The organism is Streptomyces sp. NPDC015130 (assembly GCF_043080005.1).
Classification (GTDB): Bacteria; Actinomycetota; Actinomycetes; order Streptomycetales; family Streptomycetaceae; genus Streptomyces.
In genome coordinates this window covers 123805-148196 of the sequence record NZ_JBIBVC010000019.1, presented here as the reverse complement: position 1 = coordinate 148196, position 24392 = coordinate 123805, and the positions used below count along the sequence as shown (strand labels likewise).

The 24392-nt window shown below is 71.0% G+C and carries 16 protein-coding genes and 1 riboswitch; of the genes, 7 read left to right on the top strand and 9 right to left on the bottom strand.

The features are described from left to right. Window positions 1-7: 7 nt before the first annotated feature. A riboswitch (cyclic di-AMP (ydaO/yuaA leader) is annotated at window positions 8-171 on the bottom strand. A 223-nt stretch (window positions 172-394) separates the two neighbouring features. Then, entirely contained in the window at window positions 395-1762 is a 1368-nt protein-coding gene (locus tag ACF08F_RS31640) for a M16 family metallopeptidase (protein WP_392301989.1), read from the bottom strand. Between the two features lie 26 nt (window positions 1763-1788). Beyond that, window positions 1789-3141, bottom strand: a complete 1353-nt coding sequence (locus tag ACF08F_RS31635) for a M16 family metallopeptidase (RefSeq protein WP_392301957.1) — start codon at window positions 3139-3141, stop codon at window positions 1789-1791. A gap of 181 nt (window positions 3142-3322) precedes the next feature. Between ACF08F_RS31635 and ACF08F_RS31630 the strand changes: the two genes are divergently transcribed. Continuing rightward, window positions 3323-5785 (top strand): DNA topoisomerase (ATP-hydrolyzing) subunit A, encoded by a 2463-nt coding sequence (locus ACF08F_RS31630; protein ID WP_392301956.1) that lies wholly within the window; start codon window positions 3323-3325, stop codon window positions 5783-5785. A 34-nt stretch (window positions 5786-5819) separates the two neighbouring features. Here ACF08F_RS31630 and ACF08F_RS31625 read toward each other — a convergent pair whose 3' ends face one another. Next, on the bottom strand, window positions 5820-6878 hold the full coding sequence (locus ACF08F_RS31625) for a CobW family GTP-binding protein (protein WP_392301955.1): 1059 nt from the start codon (window positions 6876-6878) through the stop codon (window positions 5820-5822). 209 nt (window positions 6879-7087) lie between these two features. Between ACF08F_RS31625 and ACF08F_RS31620 the strand changes: the two genes are divergently transcribed. Together ACF08F_RS31620 and ACF08F_RS31615 are read left to right on the top strand one after the other, a co-directional pair. Next, window positions 7088-8824 carry an ATP-binding protein gene (locus ACF08F_RS31620; protein ID WP_392301954.1) on the top strand — a complete coding sequence of 579 codons (1737 nt, stop codon included), beginning with the start codon at window positions 7088-7090 and terminating at the stop codon, window positions 8822-8824. Beyond that, window positions 8821-9510 (top strand): response regulator, encoded by a 690-nt coding sequence (locus ACF08F_RS31615; protein WP_392301953.1) that lies wholly within the window; start codon window positions 8821-8823, stop codon window positions 9508-9510. The genes ACF08F_RS31620 and ACF08F_RS31615 overlap by 4 nt, the downstream gene beginning before the upstream one ends. A gap of 74 nt (window positions 9511-9584) precedes the next feature. Here ACF08F_RS31615 and ACF08F_RS31610 read toward each other — a convergent pair whose 3' ends face one another. The 3 genes from ACF08F_RS31610 to ACF08F_RS31600 form a co-directional block, all read right to left on the bottom strand. After that, complete coding sequence (locus ACF08F_RS31610; RefSeq protein WP_392301952.1) at window positions 9585-11180, bottom strand: cation acetate symporter; 1596 nt, start codon at window positions 11178-11180, stop codon at window positions 9585-9587. Next, window positions 11177-11533, bottom strand: coding sequence for a DUF485 domain-containing protein (locus tag ACF08F_RS31605; protein WP_392301988.1), 357 nt, complete (start codon window positions 11531-11533; stop codon window positions 11177-11179). Before ACF08F_RS31605 ends, ACF08F_RS31610 begins: the two co-directional genes overlap by 4 nt. 259 nt (window positions 11534-11792) lie before the next feature. After that, on the bottom strand, window positions 11793-13910 hold the full coding sequence (locus ACF08F_RS31600; protein WP_392301951.1) for a type IIA DNA topoisomerase subunit B: 2118 nt from the start codon (window positions 13908-13910) through the stop codon (window positions 11793-11795). 433 nt (window positions 13911-14343) lie between these two features. Between ACF08F_RS31600 and ACF08F_RS31595 the strand changes: the two genes are divergently transcribed. Further along, on the top strand, window positions 14344-14577 hold the full coding sequence (locus tag ACF08F_RS31595) for a hypothetical protein (RefSeq protein WP_055640955.1): 234 nt from the start codon (window positions 14344-14346) through the stop codon (window positions 14575-14577). Between the two features lie 116 nt (window positions 14578-14693). Here ACF08F_RS31595 and ACF08F_RS31590 read toward each other — a convergent pair whose 3' ends face one another. The 3 genes from ACF08F_RS31590 to ACF08F_RS31580 form a co-directional block, all read right to left on the bottom strand. Further along, window positions 14694-15512 carry a serine protease gene (locus ACF08F_RS31590; RefSeq protein ID WP_392301950.1) on the bottom strand — a complete coding sequence of 273 codons (819 nt, stop codon included), beginning with the start codon at window positions 15510-15512 and terminating at the stop codon, window positions 14694-14696. 683 nt (window positions 15513-16195) lie between these two features. Next, complete coding sequence (locus ACF08F_RS31585; protein ID WP_392301949.1) at window positions 16196-17395, bottom strand: damage-control phosphatase ARMT1 family protein; 1200 nt, start codon at window positions 17393-17395, stop codon at window positions 16196-16198. 26 nt (window positions 17396-17421) lie between these two features. Then, on the bottom strand, window positions 17422-20952 hold the full coding sequence (locus ACF08F_RS31580; protein WP_392301948.1) for an NB-ARC domain-containing protein: 3531 nt from the start codon (window positions 20950-20952) through the stop codon (window positions 17422-17424). Window positions 20953-21222: 270 nt separating this feature from the next. On the opposite strand from ACF08F_RS31580, the gene ACF08F_RS31575 reads away from it, so the two are divergent. The 3 genes from ACF08F_RS31575 to ACF08F_RS31565 are packed head-to-tail and all read left to right on the top strand — an operon-like array spanning window position 21223 to window position 24387. Continuing rightward, on the top strand, window positions 21223-21900 hold the full coding sequence (locus tag ACF08F_RS31575; protein WP_392301947.1) for a class I SAM-dependent methyltransferase: 678 nt from the start codon (window positions 21223-21225) through the stop codon (window positions 21898-21900). Beyond that, window positions 21897-23213: a N,N-dimethylformamidase beta subunit family domain-containing protein gene (locus ACF08F_RS31570; RefSeq protein ID WP_392301946.1), complete on the top strand. Its 1317-nt coding sequence runs from the start codon at window positions 21897-21899 to the stop codon at window positions 23211-23213. The genes ACF08F_RS31575 and ACF08F_RS31570 overlap by 4 nt, the downstream gene beginning before the upstream one ends. Before the next feature lie 19 nt (window positions 23214-23232). Then, entirely contained in the window at window positions 23233-24387 is a 1155-nt protein-coding gene (locus tag ACF08F_RS31565; protein ID WP_392301945.1) for a glycosyltransferase family protein, read from the top strand. Window positions 24388-24392 lie beyond the last annotated feature (5 nt).

Genomic DNA, 24392 nt, shown 5'->3' with positions numbered 1-24392 from the left:
GGCTGATCCTTTCCTTCCCTCTCGCCTACCGGGTTAGCTGACGGGTTCGGAGCAGGAAGGTCTCCTACGAGCCCCTCCGTACGAGACGAAGGCGCCCGATTCACCCCAGGGACTGTGTGGGTCCCCGGCTCCCCAGGCTCGCGCCTGACGGGGACTCGGCGATGACTGTCCGCTGCCGCGAGTGCGGCGCGTACAACTGACGAACAGACGGACCGACGCTATGCGGATCGTCTGTCAATCGGCAAACAGACGCGTCAGTTTGTAAGACATGCCACAGGGCAGACGACCACCCTTGCCCGCAATCCGGACAAACGGGAAGGCCTCGACGAAACCGTGACGTCGAGGCCTTCCGTCGCCGGGTCGGCATGTGCGACCCGGCGGTCGGCGCGTGCGATCAGCCGGTCACCACGGTGACTTCACCGATGCCGAGCGCCCGCACGGGCTCGGCGATCTCCGCCGCGTCGCCCACGAGCACGGTGACGAGCCGGTCCACGGGGAAGGCGCTGACCACGGCCGCGGTCGCCTCGACCGTCCCCGTCTCGGCGAGGCGCGCGTACAACTGGGCCTGGTAGTCGTCCGGGAGGTGCTGCTCGACCTGGTCGGAGAGCGTCCCGGCGACCGAGGCGGCCGTCTCGTACTTGAGCGGTGCCACGCCCACCAGGTTCTGCACGGCCGTCTCGCGCTCGGCGTCCGTGAGGCCCTCCGCGGCGAGCGTCCGCAGCACCTTCCACAGGTCGTCAAGTGCCGGGCCGGTGTTGGGGGTGTCGACGGAGCCGCTGATGGCGAGCATCGACGCGCCGTTCCCCTCGGCGTCGGAGCGGAGCACCTGCCCGAAGGCCCGCACGCCGTACGTGTAGCCCTTCTCCTCGCGCAGGACCCGGTCGAGGCGGGAGGTCAGCGTGCCGCCGAGGCAGTACGTGCCGAGGACCTGGGCCGCCCAGACGCTGTCGTGGCGGTCCGGACCGATCCGGCCGATCAGCAACTGGGTCTGCACCGCGCCGGGACGGTCCACGATGACGACCCGTCCGGTGTCGTCGGCGGTGATCGGCGGCATCGCGAGCGTCTCGGCCGGCTCGCCGGTCCAGGCGCCCAGCGTCTCGGCGAGGACCTTGTCCAGGTCGACGCCCGTCAGATCGCCCACCACCACGGCGGTGGCCGTGCCGGGACGGACGTACGCCTCGTAGAAGGCACGCACGGCGGCGGCGTCGATCGCGGAGACCGTCTCCTCCGTGCCCTGGCGCGGCCGGGACATCCGCGAATCGGCCGGGAAGAGCTCCTTGGAGAGCTGCTTGGCGGCGCGGCGGGCCGGGTTGGCCGTCTCGTGCGGGATCTCGTCGAGGCGGTTGCGCACGAGGCGCTCGATCTCGGTCTCCAGGAACGCCGGGGCGATCAGCGCCTCGGAGAGCAGCCCGAGCGCCTTGGGCAGCCGGGAGACGGGCACCTCGAGGGAGACCCGGACGCCCGGGTGGTCCGCGTGCGCGTCGAGCGTGGCACCGCAGCGCTCCAGCTCGGCCGCGAACTCCTCGGCGTCGCGCTGGTCCGTGCCCTCGGAGAGGGCCCGGGCCATGATCGTGGCGACGCCGTCGAGACCGGCCGGCTCGGCGTCCAGCGGGGCCGGCAGGAAGAGCTCCACGGCCACGACCTGCTGACCGGGGCGGTGGCTGGTCAGCACGGTCAGGCCGTTGGCCAGGGAGCCGCGGTCCGGGGCCGGGAAGGCCCAGGGCCTGGCGACGCCCGGCTCGGGCTGCGGGTGGAAGTCCATGCTCGTCAAAGACACGGCAGCGTCGGTCACTGGTCCGCTCCCTCTCCCTCGTCGCTGTCGCTCTCGCTCTGTTCGGTGGCCACCGGCTCGTAGACGAGCACCGCGCGGTTGTCGGGGCGCAGCCGGGCCTCGGCGGCCGCCCGCACCTCCTCGGCGGTGATGTCGAGGACCCGGTCGACGGCGGTCAGGGCGAGCTGCGGGTCGCCGAACAGCACGGCGAACCGGCACAGTTCGTCGGCGCGGCCCGCGACGGTGCCGAGCCGGTCGAGCCACTCCCGCTCCAACTGGGCCTGTGCGCGCTCCATCTCCTCGGGCGTCGGGCCCTCGGCGGCGAAGCGGGCGAGCTCCTCGTCGACGGCCGCCTCGATCTGCGGGACCTCGACGCCGCCGGAGGTCTTGACGTCCAGCCAGCCCAGCGAGGGCGCCCCGGCGAGCCGCAGCAGGCCGAAGCCGGCGGCGACGGCCGTACGGTCCCGGCGGACCAGGCGGTTGTGCAGACGGGAGGACTCGCCACCACCGAGGACGGTCAGGGCCAGGTCGGCGGCGTCGCACTCGCGCGTGCCGTCGTGCGGGAGCCGGTAGGCGGCCATCAGCGCGCGCGCCGGGACCTCCTCGACGAGGACCACACGCTGCTCCGAGCCCATGACGTCGGGCAGCGAGCCGTCGCGCGGGGGCCGCTTGCCGTCGTGGGAGGGAATGGAGCCGAAGTACTTCTCGACCCAGGCGAGCGTCTGCGCCGGGTCGATGTCGCCGACGACCGACAGCACCGCGTTGTTCGGCGCGTAGTACGTGCGGAAGAAGTTCCGCGCGTCCTCCAGCGTCGCGGCGTCCAGGTCCGCCATGGAGCCGATCGGCGTGTGGTGGTACGGGTGGCCCTCCGGGTAGGCCAGCGCCGTCAGCTTCTCGAAGGCCGTGCCGTACGGCACGTTGTCGTAGCGCTGGCGGCGCTCGTTCTTGACGACGTCCCGCTGGTTCTCCATGGACTCGTCGTCCAGGGCCGCCAGCAGCGAGCCCATGCGGTCGGCCTCCAGCCAGAGCGCGAGCTCCAGCTGGTGGGTGGGCATGGTCTCGAAGTAGTTGGTGCGCTCGAAGCTCGTCGTGCCGTTGAGCGAGCCGCCCGCGCCCTGCACCAGCTCGAAGTGCCCGTTGCCGTGGACCTGCTTCGAGCCCTGGAACATGAGGTGCTCGAAGAGGTGGGCGAGGCCCGTGCGGCCCTCGACCTCGTGCCGCGAACCGACGTCGTACCAGAGGCAGACCGCGGCGACCGGGGTCAGGTGGTCCTCCGAGAGCACCACGCGCAGGCCGTTCGCCAACCGGTGCTCGGTCGCTGTCAGGCCGCCGGAGCCGGCCTCGGCCGTGGCCGTGTGACCCATGGGCATGTACGTCCCTTCGATCGCGATGTGAAAAAGTCCTGCCACTGTATGCAAGCGCGCCGACACCTCGCGAAGTTCCCGCCCCTTCCAGATGTCCCTCTTCCGGGTCGCGGTCGGCGTTGTCGGTGGCACGGTCCACAATGGTCCGCGTCAGATCAACCTTGTTGGTGAAGGAGCCGCAGCCGCGATGGCCCGCCGCAGCACGAAGACACCGCCGCCGGACGACGCGTACGAGGAGAGGATCCTCGACATCGACGTCGTCGACGAGATGCAGGGCTCCTTCCTCGAGTACGCGTACTCGGTGATCTACTCGCGCGCGCTCCCCGACGCCCGCGACGGCATGAAGCCCGTCCAGCGCCGCATCGTCTACCAGATGGGCGAGATGGGCCTCCGCCCCGACCGCGGGTTCGTCAAGTGCGCCCGCGTCGTCGGCGAGGTGATGGGCAAGCTCCACCCGCACGGCGACGCGTCGATCTACGACGCCATGGTCCGCATGGCGCAGCCCTTCTCCATGCGGCTGCCCCTCGTCGACGGCCATGGCAACTTCGGCTCCCTCGGCAACGACGACCCGCCCGCCGCCATGCGGTACACGGAGTCGCGCATGGCCCCCGCCGCGCTGCTGATGACCGAGTCCATCGACGAGGACACCGTCGACTTCTCGCCGAACTACGACGGCCAGGAGCAGGAGCCGGTGGCGCTGCCCGCCGCCTACCCGAACCTGCTGGTCAACGGCGCCTCCGGGATCGCGGTCGGCATGGCGACCAACATGCCGCCGCACAACCTCGGCGAGGTGATCGCGGCGGCCCGCCACCTGATCCGGCACCCCGGAGCCGACCTCGAGACGCTGATGCGCTTCGTGCCCGGCCCCGACCTGCCGACCGGCGGCCGGATCGTCGGACTGTCCGGCATCAAGGACGCGTACGAGTCGGGCCGCGGCTCCTTCAAGATCCGCGCCACGGCGACCGTGGAGACGGTCACGGCCCGCCGCAAGGGCATCATCGTGACCGAGCTGCCGTTCACGGTCGGCCCCGAGAAGGTCATCTCCAAGATCAAGGATCTGGTCGGTTCCAAGAAGCTCCAGGGCATCGCCGACGTCAAGGACCTCACCGACCGCAACCACGGCCTGCGCCTCGTCATCGAGGTCAAGAACGGCTTCGTGCCGGAGGCGGTCCTGGAGCAGCTCTACAAGCTGACGCCGATGGAGGAGTCCTTCGGCATCAACAACGTGGCGCTCGTGGACGGCCAGCCGCTCACGCTCGGCCTCAAGGAGCTCCTGGAGGTCTACCTCGACCACCGCTTCGAGGTCGTCCGCCGCCGCTCCGAGTTCCGCCGCACCAAGAAGCGCGACCGGCTCCACCTGGTCGACGGCCTCCTCGTCGCGCTCGTCGACATCGACGAGGTCATCCGGATCATCCGGGAGAGCGAGAACTCCGCCCAGGCCAAGGAGCGCCTGATGGAGCGCTTCTCGCTGAGCGAGATCCAGACGCAGTACATCCTGGACACGCCGCTGCGCCGCCTCACCAAGTTCGACCGCATCGAGCTGGAGACCGAGCGCGACCGGCTCAACGGCGAGATCGACGAGCTGACCGGAATCCTCGACTCCGACGCGGAGCTGCGGAAGCTGGTCTCGGCGGAGCTGGCCGCCGTCGGCAAGAAGTTCGCCACCGACCGGCGGACGGTCCTGCTCGAATCGGCGGGCGCGCCGGTCGCGGCCGTACCGCTGGAGGTCGCCGACGACCCGTGCCGGGTCCTGCTCTCCTCGACGGGACTGCTGGCCCGTACGGCGACGGCGGAGCTGCCGCCGGCCGACCCGGACGCGCCGCGCACCAAGCACGACCTGATCGTCTCGGCGGTGGCCGCCACCCAGCGCGGCGACGTCGGCGCGGTGACCTCGGACGGCCGGCTCCTGCGCATCGCGGTCATCGACCTGCCGCAGCTCCCCGACACCGCGGCCACCCCCAACCTCGCGGGCGGCGCGCAGCTCTCGGAGTTCCTGTCCCTGGAGGCGGACGAGTCGGTGGTCTGCCTGACCACGCTCGACGAGTCCTCCCCGGGCCTCGCGCTCGGGACGCTCCAGGGCGTCGTGAAGCGCGTGGTCCCGGACTACCCGGCGAACAAGGACGAGCTGGAGGTCATCACCCTCAAGGACGGCGACCGGATCGTCGGCGCGACCGAGCTGCGGACGGGCGAGGAGGACCTGGTGTTCATCACCTCCGACGCCCAGCTCCTCCGCTACCCGGCCGCGCAGGTACGGCCCCAGGGCCGGCCGGCCGGCGGCATGGCGGGCGTCAAGCTGACCGCGGGCGCCGAGGTGCTCTCGTTCACGGCGGTCGACCCGGCGGCGGACGCCGTCGTCTTCACCGTCGCGGGCTCCACGGGCACACTGGACTCCTCGACGGGTACGTCGGCGAAGCTGACCCCCTTCGACCAGTACCCGCGCAAGGGCCGCGCGACGGGCGGTGTCCGCTGCCAGCGGTTCCTGAAGGGCGAGGACGTCCTGATCCTGGCCTGGGCGGGCGCCACCCCGGCACGGGCCGCGCAGAAGAACGGCACTCCGGTGCCCCTGCCCGAGGTGGACCCCCGCCGCGACGGCTCGGGCGCGCCGCTGCCGCAGCCGGTGGACGTGCTGGCCTCCCCTCCGGCGAACTGACGACGGGCGGGGCGGGGGCCGGGCCGGGAAGGGCTCAGCCCTCGTCCGGCTCCTCGTCCGTCCCGCTCTGGCGCACGTACCGCAGGACGCCCCACATGCTGTGCTCGTCGGGGGCGTCCTGCGGCCCGTTCTGCTCGCATCCGGCGAGCTCCTTGCGCAGCCCCGCGGCGTCGACGCCGGAGCCGATCAGGACGAGCTGGGTGAGCCGCTCCACGCCCGCGGGCCACGGCTCGGGGTAGAAGCGCAGGAAGCGGCCGACCGCGTGGACCGCGTAACGGTTGTCCGGGTCGGCGGCGCCGAGGTCCACGAAGCCCTTGATCCGGTACAGGCCCTCCGGCCGCGCGTCCAGGAAGGCCATGAGGCGGCGCGGGTGGAGCGGGGTCGAGGCGGTCAGGGAGACCGTCTCGTACGCGGCGTGCGGGTGCGCGTGCGCTTCGTCCTCGGGGCCGTACAGGATGTCCTCGATGGACATCTGGCCCTCGATCTCGTCCTCGGGCACCACCCGGTCGAAGAGCAGCTCAGGATCGACCCGCCCGTGCGAGGCCTCGACCACGGCGGCCTTCCCGGCGAGGCCGACGACCGTCTCGCGTACGGCGGCCAGCTCGTCCGCGGAGACCCGGTCCGCCTTGTTCACGACGACGAGGTCCGCGATCGTCAGATGCCGGTCGGTCTCCGGGTGGCGCCGCCGGGTCGCCCCGAACTCGGCCGCGTCGACGACCTGGACGAGTCCTCCGTAGACGATCCGCTCGTTCTCGCTGGCGAGCACCATCCGCACGAGCTCCTGCGGCTCGGCGAGCCCGCTGGCCTCGATCACGATCACGTCGAGCCGGGACTCGGGCCGGGTCAGGACCTCCAGGTACTCGTCGAGCTCACCGGCGTCGACCGCACAGCAGAGGCACCCGTTGCCGAGGGAGACGGTCGACCCCACCTGCCCGGCGACGGTCATCGCGTCGATGCCGATGTCCCCGAAGTCGTTGACCATGACCCCGATCCGGGTACCCCGGGCACTGCGCAGCAGATGGTTGAGGAGCGTGGTCTTCCCGGCCCCGAGAAACCCGGCGAGGACGACGACGGGAATCTGCTGCGTGGTCAAGGGTCGCGCCTCCGGTAACGGGTTCCTTCCCACGGCCGTGGGAAGGCCCCAGGATAGGCGGGAACATCCGGGGGCGTCCGAATCCGCCCCTGCGCCCCGGCCCCGGCGGACGGCGCGTGCGCCGGGGAGGCCTGGGGCGGCCCGGTGAAGCCGAGGCGCCCTCAGGTCGGTATTTCCGGTCCCGGGATTTCGACCCGTACCTTTTCGGCATGAGACCCGCACAGACCAGCAGCCCCGCGCGGCCCCTCGTGCGCCGTCGGCGGTTCGGGTGGCCTCGGCGGATGTTCGCGCAGGTCCTGCTGATGCAGCTGGCCATCGCGACCGGTGTGACCGTCCTCGCCACCGGTCTCTTCCTCGCGCCGCTCAGCGACCAGCTCGACGACCAGGCCATGCGGCGGGCCCTGGCCATCGCCGAGTCCACCGCCTCCCCCGCGCTCGCCGCCGACGTCGTCGGCGCCCCGCCCGCCCCGCGGGGCCCGGTGCAGACCGCGGCCGAACGGATCCGGGTGGCCACGGGGGCCGAGTACGTCGTCGTCATGGACACCCGCGGCGTGCGCTGGTCGCACACCGACCCCGCCCAGATCGGGCGGCGCGTCTCCACCGACCCCAGCGCCGTCCTCGCGGGCCGCGAGGTGATGGAGATCGACAGCGGCACGCTCGGCCGCTCGGCGCGCGGCAAGGCCCCGCTGCGCGACGCGGACGGCCGGATCGTCGGCGCGGTCTCCGTCGGGATCGAGTACGACAGCGTCCGCGACCGGCTCCTCGGCGCGATCCCGGGCCTCCTCGCGTACGCGGGCGGGGCGCTCGCGGTCGGCGCCCTCGCGGCGTACCTGATCTCCCGGCGCCTCCAGCGCCAGACGCACGACCTGGCCTTCTCCGACATCTCCGCGCTGCTCGCCGAGCGCGAGGCCATGCTGCACGGCATCCGGGAGGGTGTGGTGGCCATCGACCGCACCGGCTCCGTACGGCTCCTGAACGACGAGGCGCAGCGCCTCCTCGGCCTGGGCCCGGAGGCCGCGGGCCGGCCCCTGGACGAGCTCCTCGGCGAGGGCCGTACCGCCGACGTCCTGGCGGGCCGGGTCACGGGCGAGGACCTCGTGACCGTCCAGGGTCACCGGGTCCTGATCGCCAACCGCATGCCCACCGACGACGGCGGCGCCGTCGCGACCCTCCGCGACCGCACCGAGCTGGAGCGGCTCGGGCGCGAGCTGGACTCGACGCGGGGCCTGATCGACGCCCTCCGCGCACAGGACCACGAGCACGCCAACCGGCTGCACACGCTCCTCGGCCTCCTGGAGCTGGACATGCACGAGGAGGCGGTCGAATTCGTGACGGAGGTGGTCGGCGTCCACCGCGCCACCGCCGAGCAGGTCACGGAGAAGGTCCACGACCCGCTGCTCGCCGCGCTCCTGGTCGGCAAGGCGACCGTCGCCGCCGAGCGCGGGGTGTCCCTGCGGCTCTCCCCCGGGTCCCTGCTCCCGGACCGCCTCGTCGACCCCCGTGAGCTGGTCACGGTCGTCGGGAACCTGGTCGACAACGCCCTCGACGCCGTCGCCGGCACACCGGGCGCCCGGATCGAGGTCGCGTTCCGCACCGAGGGCCGTACGGTCGTGCTGCGGGTCACGGACAGTGGCCCCGGCGTCCCCGAGGAGCGCCGTGAGCTGATCTTCACCGAGGGCTGGTCGACGAAGGAACCGCCGTCCCACGGCAGGCGCGGGCTCGGGCTCGCCTTCGTGCGCCGGCTGGCCGAGCGGCGCGGCGGCACGGCCCGTGTGGCCGGGGGCCCGGACGGAGGCGCGGAGTTCACGGTCGTCCTCCCGGACGCCCTGGCCGAGACGGGACCCGCCGAATCTGCCGAGCCCGCCGAATCCGCCGGACTCACCGGGCTCGCCGTACCCTCCCCCGGAGATCCCGTGGTTCCCCAGCCGGCCCGGGAGCCGCGATGATCGACGTACTCGTCGTGGACGACGACGTGCTCGTCGCACGGATCAACGCCGCGTACGTGGCCAAGGTCCCCGGCTTCCGGGTGTCCGCCACCGCCCATTCGACCGCGGAGGCACTGGCCGCCCTGGACGCGCATCCGGTGGACCTGATCCTCATGGACCACTACCTGCCGGACGAGAACGGTCTCGCAGCCGTACGGGAGCTCCGCGCGCGCGGTCACCAGTGCGACGTGATCATGGTGACCGCCGCCCGGGACGTCGCCACCGTGCAGGCGGCGATGCGCCACGGCGCCCTCCAGTACCTGGTCAAGCCGTTCAACTTCGCCGGGCTGCGCCCCAAGCTGGAGGCGTACGCGGCGCTCCGGCGGGCCCTGGGGGCCGGCGGCGAGGCGGAGCAGGCCGAGGTGGACCGGATCTTCGGCGTCCTGGCGGCGGGCACCGTCGCCCCCGACCTGCCGAAGGGGCACTCCCCCACGACGGCCGAGCTGGTCCGCCAGGTCCTGCTCGCCGCGGGCGGTCCGATCTCCGCGCAGGAGATCGCCGAGCGGGCCGGCGTGAGCCGCCAGACCGCCCAGCGCTACCTCAAGCTCCTCGAACGCACCGGCCGGGTGAGCCTCTCCCTCCGGTACGGCGAGACGGGCCGTCCCGAGCACCGCTACGCCTGGACGTCCTCACCACCGACCACCTGAGCCAGTCCTCGGCTCCTGAGCCCGAGGCCAGGAGCCCCGGCCCCGGCCCACTCACACGCCCCGTCCCGCCCCGGTCAGGCGGCCCCCGCCCCCGTCAGCGCCCGGACCTCCGTCTCGGCGTGCCGCGCCTCGTCGGGCGGCTCGGCCGAGGTGACCGTACCGATCCAGCCCGCGAGGAACCCGAGCGGGATGGAGACCACTCCGGGGTTCTGCAGCGGGAAGACGTGGAAGTCGACACCGGGGAACAGCGACTCCGGGCTGCCCGAGACCACCGGCGACAGCAGGACGAGCAGGACCGCGGGGACGAGCCCGCCGTACACCGACCAGACCGCGCCCCTGGTGGTGAACTTCCGCCAGAACAACGAGTAGAGCAGGACGGGCAGGTTGGCGGAGGCGGCGACCGCGAAGGCGAGGCCGACCAGGAAGGCCACGTTGAGATCGCGGGCGAGCAGGCCGAGGCCGATGGCGGCGGCGCCGATCCCCGCGGCCGCCAACCGCGCCACGGTCACCTCGCTGTACTGCCGCTTCGCGTGCTTGCGGCGCAGCGAGCTGTACAGGTCGTGGGCGACGGAGGCCGAGGAGGCGAGCGTGATCCCGGCGACGACCGCGAGGATGGTCGCGAAGGCGATGGCGGCGACGACGGCGAAGAGCACGGTGCCGCCGGTGGAGCCCGCGCCGCCGCCGAGGTCGAGGGCGAGCAGCGGGATGGCCGTGTTCCCCGAGGCGTTGGAGGCGCGGACCTCGGCGGGTCCGATCAGGGCGGCCGCGCCGAAGCCGAGCACGATCGTCATCAGGTAGAAGCTGCCGATGAGGCCGATGGACCAGACGACGGAGCGGCGGGCGGCCCGGGCGGTCGGCACGGTGTAGAAGCGCGACAGGATGTGCGGCAGCCCGGCGGTGCCGAGGACGAGGGCAATGCCGAGGCTGATGAAGTCGAGGCGCGCGGTCCAGTCCCCGCCGTAGCGCAGCCCGGGGGCGAGGAAGTCCCGTCCGTGGCCGCTGCGGTCGGCAGCGGTGGAGAGCAGGCTGTTCACGTCCCCGTGGAAGCGGAGCAGGACGAGGACGGTGAGCGCGATCGTGCCCGCCATCAGGAGGACCGCCTTGACGATCTGGATCCAGGTGGTGGCCCGCATGCCGCCGAGCGACACGTAGATCACCATCAGCGCGCCCACGCCGATCACGGTCCAGGAGCGGGCCGCTTCGCTCGTGCCGCCGAGCAGGAGCGCGACGAGGCTGCCGGCTCCGACCATCTGGGCGACGAGGTAGAGCACGGAGACGGCCACGGAGGAGGTGCCCGCGGCGATCCGCACGGGCCGCTCGGCCATCCGCGCGGCGACGACGTCCGCGAGCGTGAACCGCCCGCAGTTGCGGACGAGTTCCGCGACGAGCAGCAGGACGACCAGCCAGGCGACGAGGAAGCCGACGGAGTACAGCATGCCGTCGTAGCCGTAGAGCGCGATCAGTCCGGAGATGCCGAGGAAGGAGGCCGCGGACATGTAGTCGCCCGCGATGGCGAAACCGTTCTCCAGAGGCGAGAACAGCCTGCCGCCGGCGTAGAACTCCTCCGCCGAGCCGTGCCGGTTGCGGCTCACCCAGGTGGTGATCCCCAGGGTGACGGCGATGAAGACGCTGAAGAGCACGAGCGCCAGGGTCTGGTGGTCTCCGGTCACGGCTGCGCCACCCCTCGGGTCATCTCCTGGGTGTCCCAGCGAAGTTCCAGGGCCGCCCGGTCGCGGCGCAGTCGCGCGTGGCGCGCGTAGGCCCAGGTGAGCAGGAAGGTGGTGAGGAACTGGGCGAGGCCCGCGACCATCGCCACGTTCACCGCGCCGGCGACGGGCCGCGCCATGAGCCCGGGTGCCGCGGTCGCCGCGACGACGTAGGCGAGATACCAGAGGAGGAACGCGAGGGCGGCCGGGAAGACGAACCTGCGGTAGCGGCGGCGCACTTCCTGGAAGGCGGGGCTCCGCTGAACCTCCAGGTAGATCTCCGCCGCGCTGGGTTCGCGCTGCCGCGGCACTGCCATGTCGTACCAGGGGGCGTCGTCCGGCACCGCCGAAACGTCACGCCCCTCCTGCCTGTCCACCTGCTCCACCGGCCAACTCTCCTTGTCAGCGAACCGTTTCGGCCGCGTGCCCAAGGATGGACAGAGCGGGAAGATCCCGGACTCTTCTCCTCCCGCTCTTCACCCCATCAGGTGACAGATCTTGTGGTTGGCCTGACCGGACCGTGCTGATATGCGTATCGCACGGCCCGGCCCTTTTCGGTCACCCGGCGGTCGCTCGTCAGGCGTCGATGCGCGAGCGGTCGAGGGTCGCCGCCGAGCTGGTGATGAACTCCTTGCGGGGCGCCACGTCGTTGCCCATGAGCAGGTCGAAGATCTGCTCCGCCGAGTCCAGGTCGCCGATGTTGATCCGGCGCAGGGTGCGGTGGCGCGGGTCCATCGTGGTCTCCGCGAGCTGGTCGGCGTCCATCTCGCCGAGACCCTTGTAGCGCTGGATGGCGTCCTTGTAGCGGACCCCCTTGCGCTGGAACTCCAGGAGGGTCTGGCGCAGCTCGTTGTCCGAGTACGTGTAGACGTACTTGTCCTGGCCCTTCTTGGGCTGGACGAGCTCGATCCGGTGCAGCGGGGGCACGGCGGCGAAGACGCGCCCGGCCTCGACCATGGGCCGCATGTAGCGCTGGAAGAGCGTCAGCAGCAGGCAGCGGATGTGCGCGCCGTCGACGTCGGCGTCGACCAGGAGGACGATCTTCCCGTAACGGGCGGCGTCGATGTCGAAGGTGCGGCCCGAGCCGGCTCCTATGACCTGGATGATCGCGCCGCACTCGGCGTTCTTGAGCATGTCCGAGACCGAGGACTTCTGGACGTTGAGGATCTTGCCCCGGATCGGCAGCAGGGCCTGGAACTCGCTGTTGCGCGCGAGCTTGGCCGTGCCGAGGGCGGAGTCCCCCTCGACGATGAAGAGCTCGCTGCGCTCCACGTCGTCGCTGCGGCAGTCGGCGAGCTTGGCCGGCAGCGAGGAGGACTCGAGCGCGGTCTTCCTGCGCTGCGCCTCCTTGTGCTGGCGGGCCGCGATCCGGGTCCTGGCGGCGGCGACGGCCTTGTCCAGGACGGCGCGGGCCTGTGCCTTGGCGTCCCGCTTGGTGGAGGTCAGGAAGGCCTTGAGCTCCTTGGCGACCACGGCGGCCACGATCCGGCGGGCGGCGGAGGTGCCCAGGACCTCCTTGGTCTGACCCTCGAACTGCGGCTCGGCGAGGCGGACCGTGACGACGGCCGTGAGCCCCTCAAGGGCGTCGTCCTTGACGATGTCGTCCTCGGCGACGCGCAGCATCTTGGCCGAGCGGAGGACCTCGTTCACCGTCTTGGTGACGGCCTGCTCGAAGCCGGAGACGTGGGTACCGCCCTTGGGCGTGGCGATGATGTTGACGAAGGACTTGACCGTGGTGTCGTAGCCGGTGCCCCAGCGCAGCGCGACGTCGACGGCGAGCTCACGGGTGACCTCGGTCGGGGTCATGTGCCCGCGCTCGTCGAGGACCGGGACGGTCTCCTTGAAGGTGCCCTGGCCGGTGAGCCGCTGGATGTCGCAGACGGCCTTGTCCTGCGCGAGGTACTCGCAGAACTCGCTGATGCCTCCGTCGAAGCGGAACGTCTCCTCGCTCTTGCCGATCCCGGCGAGGTCCCGCTCGTCGCGGACGACGATCGTGAGACCGGGCACGAGGAAGGCGGTCTGCCGGGCGCGCTGGTGGAGCGTCTCCAGCGAGAGCTTGGCGTCCTTGAGGAAGATCTGCCGGTCCGCCCAGTAGCGGACGCGCGTGCCCGTGCGGGCCTTGGGGACGCGCTTGCCCTTCCGCAGGCCGTTGCCCGGGTCGAAGGGACTGTCGGGGCCCTGCTCCGTGAAGATGCCGGGCACCCCGCGGCGGAAGCTGATGGAGTGCGTGGAGCTGTTCCGGTCGACCTCGACGTCGAGGCGGGCCGAGAGGGCGTTGACGACGGACGCGCCGACGCCGTGGAGACCGCCGGAGGCCGCGTACGAGCCGCCGCCGAACTTTCCGCCGGCGTGCAGCTTGGTCATGACGACCTCGACGCCGGAGAGCCCGGTCTTCGGCTCGACGTCGACCGGGATGCCCCGGCCGTTGTCCCGCACCTCGACGGAGCCGTCGTCGTGGAGGATGACCTCGATGTGGTCGCAGTAGCCGCCGAGGGCCTCGTCGACCGAGTTGTCGATGATCTCCCAGATGCAGTGCATCAGGCCGCGGCTGTCGGTGGACCCGATGTACATACCGGGGCGCTTGCGGACCGCTTCGAGCCCTTCGAGTACGAGCAGGTGCCGCGCGGTGTAGTTGGAACCGTCACGGTCTGCGGTCAGCAGCGCACTGGACGGCACGGACGTTTCGGCGGTCACGCGGTTCGCTCCTCGCTGAATTTGAAAACTGGCCCGGTGGGGTAAGGCCCGGCGTCGTTCACCGGTCAGAGGGTACCGATGCCTGGTAGAGCCGTTGTCACGCCACCCTCCCCGTTTCCTCATGCTAGTCCAGAGTCGTATGGATGTTCGATCCCTCGAAGGGGTGACGCGAACATCACGTTCCCTTCCAGGCATGAACCATTTAGGCTCCGGGCACGTCCTCATCAACAACCGGCAACCACGCCGGGAGGACGCACCGACACAAGCAACGCGAAATCCGTAGAGCGAAGCAATACGGCTCATTCGCCGCCAACCGGCAGCAGACAGCCACCTTGGGAAAAAGTTTCGAGGAAAAGCCACGAGCGGGAACGTTTCCGGCCTGGTTGGATGTTGACCCTGGTACGACAGCTCGTCGAGCTAGAGAAGAGGCGACGTGACTACTGTTCTGACCCCCGCGAGCCCCCTGACGGCCGCTGACCGCTGCGACCGCTGCGGCGCCCAGGCATACCTGCGTGTCGTCCTGACCAGCGGAGGTGACTTGCTCTTCTGCGCCCACCACGGCCGCAAGTTCGAGCCGGAACTCAAGAAGATCGCCGCTGAGATACAGGATGAGACGGACCGGCTCACCGATGTGCCGGCCCGGACGATGGGCGAAGACCACGCCTGACGCCCTGCACGACGAGCCCAGTGCCGGTCGCTGACCGGACGGCGGGCGGCCACCCCTCACAAGGGGTGGCCGCCCGTACTCGTACCCCTCACTCGCCCCCGACCGCGGAGCGGCCGTCAGATGCGCTCCGGCAGCACCGACGAGACCCGCGTGTAGACACCCGGGTTCTCCGCCTGCCCGCAGCCGCTCCCCCACGACACCAGGCCGACGAGCAGCCCCTGGGCCACCAGCGGGCCGCCACTGTCCCCCTGGCACGCGTCCTTGCCGCCCTGCGGGTCGCCCGCACACAGCATCGTGTCGCTCCGGTACCGGACCCCGAAACCGCCCGGGTACGCCCGCTCACACGCCGTGTCCGGCAGTACCTGGACCCGCGCCGTCCGCAGCGTGGACGCGTAGGTCCCGTTGCCGGTCGTGTCGCCCCAGCCGTAGACGTCCGCCGCCGTACCGGGTGTGTGCGCCGCGTCCCCGGCGCGGGCGACGCCGATCACGTACGACTGCGGCAGCGCGCTCGCCAGCGTCAGCACCGCCAGATCGCCGGAGTTCGTCGTCGGGTCGTAGTCGGGATTGACCCAGGTGTCCGAGATCCCGACCTCCTGCCCGCCCTGCCCGCGCAGCGCGGCACGGCCGGCGATGACCACGAAATCGCGCACCTCCCACGGCTCGCCGCCGAGTACCTCCCGGCCCAGGCAGTGGGCCGCCGTGAGCACCTTGGTCGGCGCGACGACCACGCCGCCGCAGAACTGCCCCGCCCGGGTACCCCCGAACCGGTCACGGCTGGACAGCGCCACGACCCAGGGCGCTTCCGTGATCAGTGCCTGCCGGCCGCCCACGACGACGCTGTCGGCGGCCGCGGGGGCGGCGGTGGCGACCTGCCCCGCCGCGGCCGTGATCAGGCCCAGGGCGCCGGTCAAGGCGCGGGTGAAGGGACCACGCATGGAGCCTCCTGACTCTCCGGTGATGTCGGTTCACCCAGCGTCCTGCACGTACCCGCCCCGCGCACACGCGCACACGCGAAAGACCCGGTTCCTCCTTTCGGGGAACCGGGTCTTTCGTGTACGGCTCTGAGCCTCGGACGGGATCAGTCGAGGTAGTCGCGCAGTATGGACGCTTGAGCGCTGTGCTCGACCTGCATAGACGCAGGTGAGCTGGGAGCGTCAGTTACGAAATATCTTGGGTTGGGGCGACCGCTACGACGTTCGCATGACGCCTGTCGCCCTCGAACTCCCTACCGCCTGGGAACAGGATGCCCGGAATCCCGCCGAAGCACTCCGGACAAGGTCAAAATCATCCCCGCGGCCTGGCCAGAAACTACTTGCTGTAGGCATCGGGCGCCGGCAGAGCAAACGCTTGTGTCTTCACACCCGCTTCACACGCACCAGCCGCAGGTGCTCTCAGTCCGCGCTGCGACCTCCCGCCGCTGCGGAATCCCGCCTCCTCACCCCTGTCCTGCAGCAGCGTCTCCGCGACCGTGGCGAACTACTCCAGGGCGGCCTGGAGGTCCTCGACGATCTCGGCGGCCAGCACCTCGTGAGCTGGAAGATTGGCCGCATCGTCGAGGCCCGGGGCGCGGAGCCAGGTGATGTCGAGGGGTGCGACGCCGTACGTTCACCGCCCAGATCTATCGTCTCGCCTGAATCAGCGCGTGCGTTCCGCTCGTACGCCAGGCTGCCCCGGACCGCTCGAGAGCGTCCAATGTTCCCTGCGCCATGCCGACGATGACGTCGGACTTCAGGGTACGAAGCGCTGCGACGGCCCCCGGGAAGTACGCGGTGAGATCAGCGAAGGACGCCGTGGCGTCCCACAGCCGGTCGCCCACCAGGCGCCGGTAGTTGAGGTCACCCTTCAAGATGGTGAGCGTGGCGCTCTCGAACTCGCCGCGGAGGTCCTCGGGCATGCCCTCGTACGGCAGCGGAGCGCAGAAGAACGGGTGGGTGCGGACCTCCAGGCTCCCTGCCGCCATGGCCTTCCACAACCGGTCGCCGATCGCGCCAGCTTCGCCGGGTGCCTCGGTGAGGCGACGGAGGCAGTCGACGACATCGGGCGTCATCGCGTCGGAGACGTAGTAGGGGTACGGCTTGAGGTGAAGCACGACCTGTTCGGCATGCCGTTGTTGGAGGATGTGGTCGATGAGGATCAGGTCCGGAATCAGCTCGCGCCCCGCATTGTCCGCCACCACGGCGACGGTCGAGGAGCTCCCGACGGGCAGCAGCTGCCACAACAAGGAGCTGTCGTCGGCCACCAGCGCTGAGGCAGCGGCGTCACCAGCCGCCGGCTCCCCCGCCGAGACGCGGAAGCCGAGGTCCGCCCGGTTGCCCCAGAGCGACGCGTGGAGCAGGGCCGAAGCCCGCTCGTCTGCCGGAACACTCGAGAGCGCGTCCAGGGCCCGCAGTTCCTCCTCCACGGCCTCGCCGCGTAGCTCGGCCCGCTTGAACGATGCGAACGGATCGACTCCCTGCCACGGCCCGCTGCCGAAGTACCCGACCGCGCCGAGGAGCCTGCGGTAGAAGTAGCTCTCCGCCCACAGGAACGGGGCGTCGTACCAGGAGCGCCCGAAGTACTCCTGCCCCCAGTCCGCCCAGCACTCACGGTCGTACTCCTCGGGGGGGAGCGGCTCGATGACACCATGGGTGATCTCGCCCAACAGGGCGTCGAGGGCCTCGTGCTGCCGGCGGCCGTACGGGAAGGCGTCTCGTACCTGCTGGATGAGGGCAGGGTGGCGCTTGGCCAGCACGCCCCAGGCGAACGAACCGGGCTCGTTGCTCAGGATGACCGGCGCTCCAGCCGCATCGCCCGAGACGTGGGAAGTCTTCTCTGTCATGGTGTCCAAAGCCCTTCGCATGTCGCTCACGTGTCCATGATCCCCAGGGCCACGACGCCAGCCGCACTCCCGACCAGCACCTCACCCGTCGCCGGCTCGAAAGCCGCGCAGTGCAGTGAGGCGTCCACTCGGACCTTGGTGATCTGCCGCTGCTCGCCGAGCGACCACACGCGCACTGTCCCGTCTGCCGCAGCCGACACGAGGCGGTCCTCGTCGCCCATGAAGCCCAGCGTGAGGATGCGGCCCGTGTGACCGGAGAGGTGGGAGGTGAACCGGTCCGTCCCCAGATGCCGTACCGCGATGTCTCCGGTTCCCGACCCGACTGCCACGCGGTTGCCCGGACCGTCCACGGTGACGGCGCGAGCCCATCCGCTGGGGCTGCTGAACCGGCTTCTGAAATCCCCGGTGGAGGCGTGCCACACGCGCACCGAGCCGTCACCGCCGCAGGCAACCAGGACGTCTCCGCTGTCGTCGAACGAGAGCGACCGCAGCCGACCGGCATGCACGTCCTGAGTCCACAACAGCGTCCCGGTGGGGAGATCCCAGCACCGGATGTGTCCGTCACCCGTGCTCGCAGCGATACGAGGCGTCGAACGGGCCATCGCCACAGCCCACGTTCGCGGAGTGTCCTGGTTCAAGGTGAGCGACCAGGCCGGTTCAGGCAGCGACCAGACCCTGACCGCCCCGTCGCCGCAAGCCGCGGCGACGTGCTCCTCGCCGCAGGCCAGGGACCAGACGCGTCCATGGGCGGCGGGCAGCCTCCGGCCGACCGCCGCCGTCGCTGTGTCGACGACGGCGACACCGCCGTCCCCGTCGCCGACCACAGCGGTACGTCCGCCGGCCGCGAACTGCGTGGACCACACGGTGTTCGAGCCGCCGACCAGGGTCCTGAGCCTGCCCTTCCCCACGGCCCAGACACGGACAGCGCCGTCCTCGCACCCGGCGACCACGGTGCCGTCACCCGTTCTGGCGAGTGAGCGCACCCAGTCGACGCCCCGCGGGAGCTGTGTCTCACCTACGGGCGTCTCCGCCGAGAACGCCTGGATCCTAGGCTCCTCGGTGGCGGCGACGAGGACGTCGTCATGCGGGGACAAGGCGACGGCGCGCACGCGCGCCTTGAGGCCGGTGATCCGGCGGACGAGCGCGAGTTTTCCGTCGGCCGTGTCCCACAAAGCTGCGGAACGGTCACCAGACCCCGAGGCCAAGAGGGAGGAGCCGGGGGCGAAGGACACGGAGCGGACCCAATCCTGGTGTTCCGCACGTTCGTCGAGGAGCCGACCGGTGCGCAGGTCGAAGAGTCGGACGAACTCGTCCTCGCCAGCCACGGCCACGAGCGAGTCGGAGTCCCCGCCGATGGCCACGGACCAGACAGGGGTGCCTGCCGCCCGCATCGTGCGCAGGAGCACGAGCCGCTCCAGGTCCCACGCGCATACGGCTCCGTCCTCGGCACCGGAGACCAGGACGGAGTCGGCTGAGGAGAAGGCGAGGCCGCGAACACGGCGGTTGTGCCCGGGCAGCACCCCGACGGGTTCGCCGGTGTCCGTGCGCCACAGCCGGATCGCTCCGTCGTCCCCCGCTGAGGCGAGAACCATCCCGTCCGCGGAGAGCGCGGTGGCGAACACCCATCCGGTATGGGCTTCGTGGGCTCGGAGGAGCCTGCCCGTGTTCAGGTTCCACAGCCTGACCACCCCGTCCTCGCCGCCTGATGCCACGAGGTCGCGGACGGCGGACACGCTGACGACCGCACCGATGTGACCGCGCTCCGTCACCGCCTCGGAGCTCACCTCAGGGGGCGGCAACAACCACTGCGGGGCGAGCACCGTCCCCTCCCCCGCAGCGCATTCCAGGGTTCGGGTGGCCTCGGGGGTGGATGCACGCCGCAGCACGATCGAGAGGGTCGAGGCGATGTCGGCCGGGCTCTCCAGCCCGTTCAGCAGATACCCGGCACCGGTCAGGGCCCGGGCGGTGGCCCACACCTGGTGCTGCGGGTGGCCGGCATCGTGGCGCTCGGGCATGGCGTCGAGCACGGCGGCGTCCGCGGTCAGAGACTGGTGCCCGACCAGTTCGACCTTGCGCATGACGTACGTCGGCGAGGCCAGCAGGCTGACGAGCTCGGCGTCGAGGCCCGCCTCACGCAGGTGATAGGGGAGGTGACGCCACAGGTATCCCTCGCTATCAGCGAGCGTTTCCCAGGCACCGTCCGTGCTCTGCCGGTACGCCTCGATCAGGGACCGGTGAAGGGTCGCCCACTGGTCACCGATCAGATGGCGCAGATAGGACCGGAACACGTCGTGCAGCACGATGGCGTTCCGGTCGGCGAGGTAGGCGCCGATCAGGGACCGGTCGGACAGCACCCGGCAGAACTGGCGCACCACGTGAGGGGCCCACCCGTTCGCGGTGCCCCACCAGTGGGTGAGGACCGACATGGGGATCGACACCGACGGAGGGAACACCGCCAGGGACAGGTACCGGTCTCGCAGGTCAGTGCGGCCGGCGATCGAGACGCTCTCCGCGAGACTGCGGAGGCTGGATTCGAGCGCCTGCCCGATGGCATTCTTGCGCTGGTCGGAGTCCCAGACGTCGAAAGCCTGAGGGCCGTACGCGCGGATCGCCGCGTTCGTCTCCGTGACGGCGCGGTCGGCCGGGGCGCCGAAACCGACCTCCTGAGAGACGTTCGCGCCGACGATCGACGCGAGGAGCGGCCAGCCCCCGCACACGCCTGCGAGGCGCGCGGCCTCGGCATCGCCGAGGGCACCGACGTTGCGGACGAGCAGCTCGCGGATCTCCCCCGGCGCCATGGGCCCCAGGCGTACGACTCGGGCGGAGCTGGGGCACACGCGCACGTTCCTCGTGGTCACGAGCCGTACGCAGTCCTCGCCGCCGAGCAGGAAGGGGCTGAGGTCGGTGGCGGACCAGACGTTGTCGATGACCAGGAGCGCGCGGCGCCCCTGGAGCAGACGGGCGAGGTGGAAGCCGGCCTGCTCCGGATCGGCAAGTGATGGACGGTTGCCGTCGAGGTGGACGCACAGGTCGGAGATCAGCTCGACGACCCTGGCGGCCGTGCATCCCTCGCCGGTCTCCACCCAGAGGATCTCCGAGAAGGAGTCCCGTACGCGGGGGTCGTGGCACACCTGCGTGGCCAGCGTCGTCTTGCCGAACCCGCCGGGGCCGCACAGGGCAACCGTGGCGACGGTGTCGTCCTGCGCCGCCTCACGGAGTACGGAGACGAGCCCTTCGAGATCTTCGGACCTGTGCACCAAGCCGGGCTCCGGAACGGGTATGGGGCGGTATTCGTCCGGCGCCGGCGCGGGCTCGGGCGTCGGAACAGCGACGGAGTCCCAGAAGCGCTGCCGCACTTCCGCGTCGCTCCGTTCCAACGCCGTGTCGAGTAACGCCTGGGAGTCCGGTGCGACGACGATCTCCTCGCCCCGGGCCTCCCAGTTGGACACCGTCCGGTCGCTGACGCCGAGGTAGGACGCGAAGCCACGCACGCTCCGTCGCGTCGCGAGCCGCAGAGCACGCGCCTCCCGTCCGGTCCAGCGCTGCACTGTGGCCACCTGAGCTCCTTCGACCGACACCGACGACGGTAACAGGGTAGGGCGGCCTGACCAGCGGTGTAGAGCCTTCGCTGCGACGGGAGTTCAGCACTGATGCAGCACCTGGGCCATTCCGGCCAGGTCCGCGCGAGGCGCACCCGTCGCCCTGGACAGCGGCGGGGCTGCACCGCGAGTGCGACACCACGACAGCCCGCTGACCAGCGTCGCTCGGCAGTCTTCTCGGCACGGAGCACCACGGCTCCGTGGGCAGTCGAGAGGGGTGGTCACAGCGTGACCGGAACGGAAGATCGACAGGGCGATCCGGGCGACTGGTCCGGAGGGCAGATCGCCTACTACCGGGCCCGAGCCGACGAGTACGACGCCACGTACGGCACCCGCATGGACATGCCGCGGCTCACGAAGGCCCTGGACTCGCTGCCGGTCGGCGGTGACGTCCTGGAGATCGCCTGCGGCACGGGCCAGTGGACCCGGCTGCTCTCCCGCCGGGCCCGCAGCCTGACCGCGCTGGACGCGGCGCCGGAGATGCTCCGCCGGGCCCGCGACCGTATGCGAGGAACCGAGACCCGCTTCATCGAAGCCGACGTCTTCGGCTGGGAGCCGGACCGCCAGTACGACACGGTGTTCTTCGCGTTCTGGCTCAGCCACGTGCCGCCGGTGGAGATGGAACCGTTCTGGAACCTGCTCAGGTGGGCCTTGGCGCCCGGCGGTCGCGTGGTGTTCCTCGACGACTCGCCGGCGAAGGCGGAGATCGAGGACCGGGTGGCAGCGGCGCCCGTGCCGACCGTCCATCGCACCCTCTCTGACGGCTCACGCCACATGGCTGTGAAGGTGCTCCGAGACTCCGCCGAGCTCACCTCCCAGCTGACCGATCTGGGTTGGGACGCCCGCGTCGAGGCGATCGACCCGTTCCACCTCGCCGGCGTGGCCCGCGCCAAGGAGGGCTCGTGACCACCGTCAACGGCTACGCGGCCCGGCCCAGCGTCCGGGCCGGCGAGGTGGTGCGCCTACACATCGCCACCACCGCGCCCCGCTTCCACGTCGACTTCTACCGCTGGGGAGCCGAACCGCAGCACGCGGGGCACGTCGAATGGCCCGGCCGTGCCGCGTCTCCTGGAAACTTCGAGGAGGACTGGCAGTGGCCCTCGTACGAGTTCCTCGTGCCCCCGGAGTGGCGGTCCGGTGTCTACATCGCGGTGCTGGGCACAGAGCGCGGCTCCGGCATACCGCCGTTGGATGCCCGGGAAGCGCGCATCCTCCTGGTCGTCACCCCCTCCGCGCCCTCCGGCCGCAGGATCCTGTACAAGATCCCGACGTTCACCTACCAGGCCTACAACACGGCAGGCGGCGGCAGCCTCTACAGCGCCGCCCACGTCACGACGCGCCGTCCCGGGGGCGGTGTCGGCGGGCCCGTGAAGGGCCTGCCGGACGCGTACGACCCGTCATCGCCCCGGCAGACGTTCGCTCACTGGGACGCCCCCTTCATCGCCTGGATGGAGCGAAATCGGATCGAGGCCGACTACTGCACCGACCTGGACCTTCACGAGGGGCTGTTCCTGCGCGACGGATACCGCCTCCTGGTCGCCGCCGGTCACGACGAGTACTGGAGCACCGACCTCCGGCGCCACGTGACCGCCTTCCGGGACGCCGGTGGCCACATCGCCAACTTCGGGGCCAACACCTGCTGGTGGCGTGTCAATGTCGCCCCGGGCGGGACGGGGCTGTCCTGCGACAAGTTCCCGCCCGAAGTGCCCGCCGGCACCGACCCGGACAGCTCGTACGGGTGCCCGGACCACTGGTGGGAGTCGGAGCCGGAGAACACCCTCCTGGGTGTGAGCTACCGCAACGGCGGTGGCCACTGGGAAGACACCCGCGCTTCGCTGGGCTTCGTCGTCACCGACGCCGGCCACTGGGCCTTCGCCGGCACAGAGCTCAGGACCGGAGACAGTCTGGGACACGGCGGGGCGCTGATCGGCTACGAGTGCGACGGCGCGGCGTTCGAGTACGACGCCGCCGGCCGCCCGCGTTCCACCGGCCAGGATGGAACGCCGAAGGACTTCGAGATCCTCGGCATCGCCGAGCTCCCCCCTGACTGGAACTTCGCCGCCCGGGAGTCGATGCCCGGCCCCCGGGCCGCAACCCTCGGCGTCTTCACCGCCGGCGGCACGGTCTTCACGGCCGCCACCACCGACTGGGCGCGCCTCCTGGCGACCGATCCCCAGGTCGCCACGGTCACCCGCAACGTCATCACCCGGCTCTCCTGACCGAAGGGATGGGATCGTCGTGCCCGCAAACGGAACCAGTAACGTACGACCGCTCGACGTCGTCATCGGTGTCAACGGCATCGGTATGGGACACACCGTCCGGCAGAGCGTGATCGCCCAGTACCTCCGCGACCGCGGGCATCGGGTCCGGATCGTCACCAACGGCCAGGGCAGGGTCGAGTACTTCCGGGACCTCGGCTTTCCCGCCTGGGACGCCTGGATGCCGACGCTGCTCGCGCGCGGCGACCGGATCCACGCCCGCGACGCCCTACGCGCGAACATCCGGCAGGCGCCTGGAGGTCTCCTCCGCCACCTCCGGCTGCGCCGGGCCGTCCGGAACAGCGGCGTCCCGGACGTGTTCGTCACCGACTACGAGCCCAACACCCCACGTCTCGCCTACCACTTCGGTCGGCCGCTCGTCTCCATCGATCAGCAGAGCAAGTACCGGCACCTCGACCTCCCCACCGTCGGCCGGTACGCCCGTACGGCCGACGAGCAACGGCTGCGGTACTTCGCACCCCGCGTGGACCGGTCCTTCATCTGCTCCTACGTCCCGCTGGGGGCCGAGGACCAGAGGGTGGAGTTCATCTCCCCGGTCGTTCCGGATCTCGTCAGGTCGGCGCCGGTCACTACCGAGCCCCTCATCACGGCTTACTTCTCCCGATACTTCGACCACGGCCCGGAGGAGTCCGTCCGCGAACTGGCCTCGGTCTTCCGCCAGTCCGTACCGGACCGCACGCTGCGGATCTACGCACAGCCGACGGAGCTGAGGTCCCTGCGCGGATACGCCGATACCCGGATCGAGATACGCGCCTTCGACCGCGAGGCGTTCATCTCGGACATGGCCCGCTCCGAGGCCGTCTTCTCCAACGCGGGCTTCAACCTGATCAGCGAGGCCCTCGTCCTCGGCAAACCAGTCCACCTCGTCCCGTTACCCACCTACGACCAGCACTGGTGCGCCAAGGTCGTCAACGAGGCCGGGCTGGGCACTGCCGCCCCGCGCGTCGAGCGGCGAGCCGTCCTCGACTTTCTCGCGAGGCGGCCGGTGCTCCGCGACAACGTCGTACGCCACCGCGACCTGTACCTCGCAGACGATCCCCGGGAACGGATCGCCTCGTACCTGGAGAGCCTGCCGGCCGTCGACCGGCCGATGCCCGCGCCGATCGCGGGGTAGTCGAC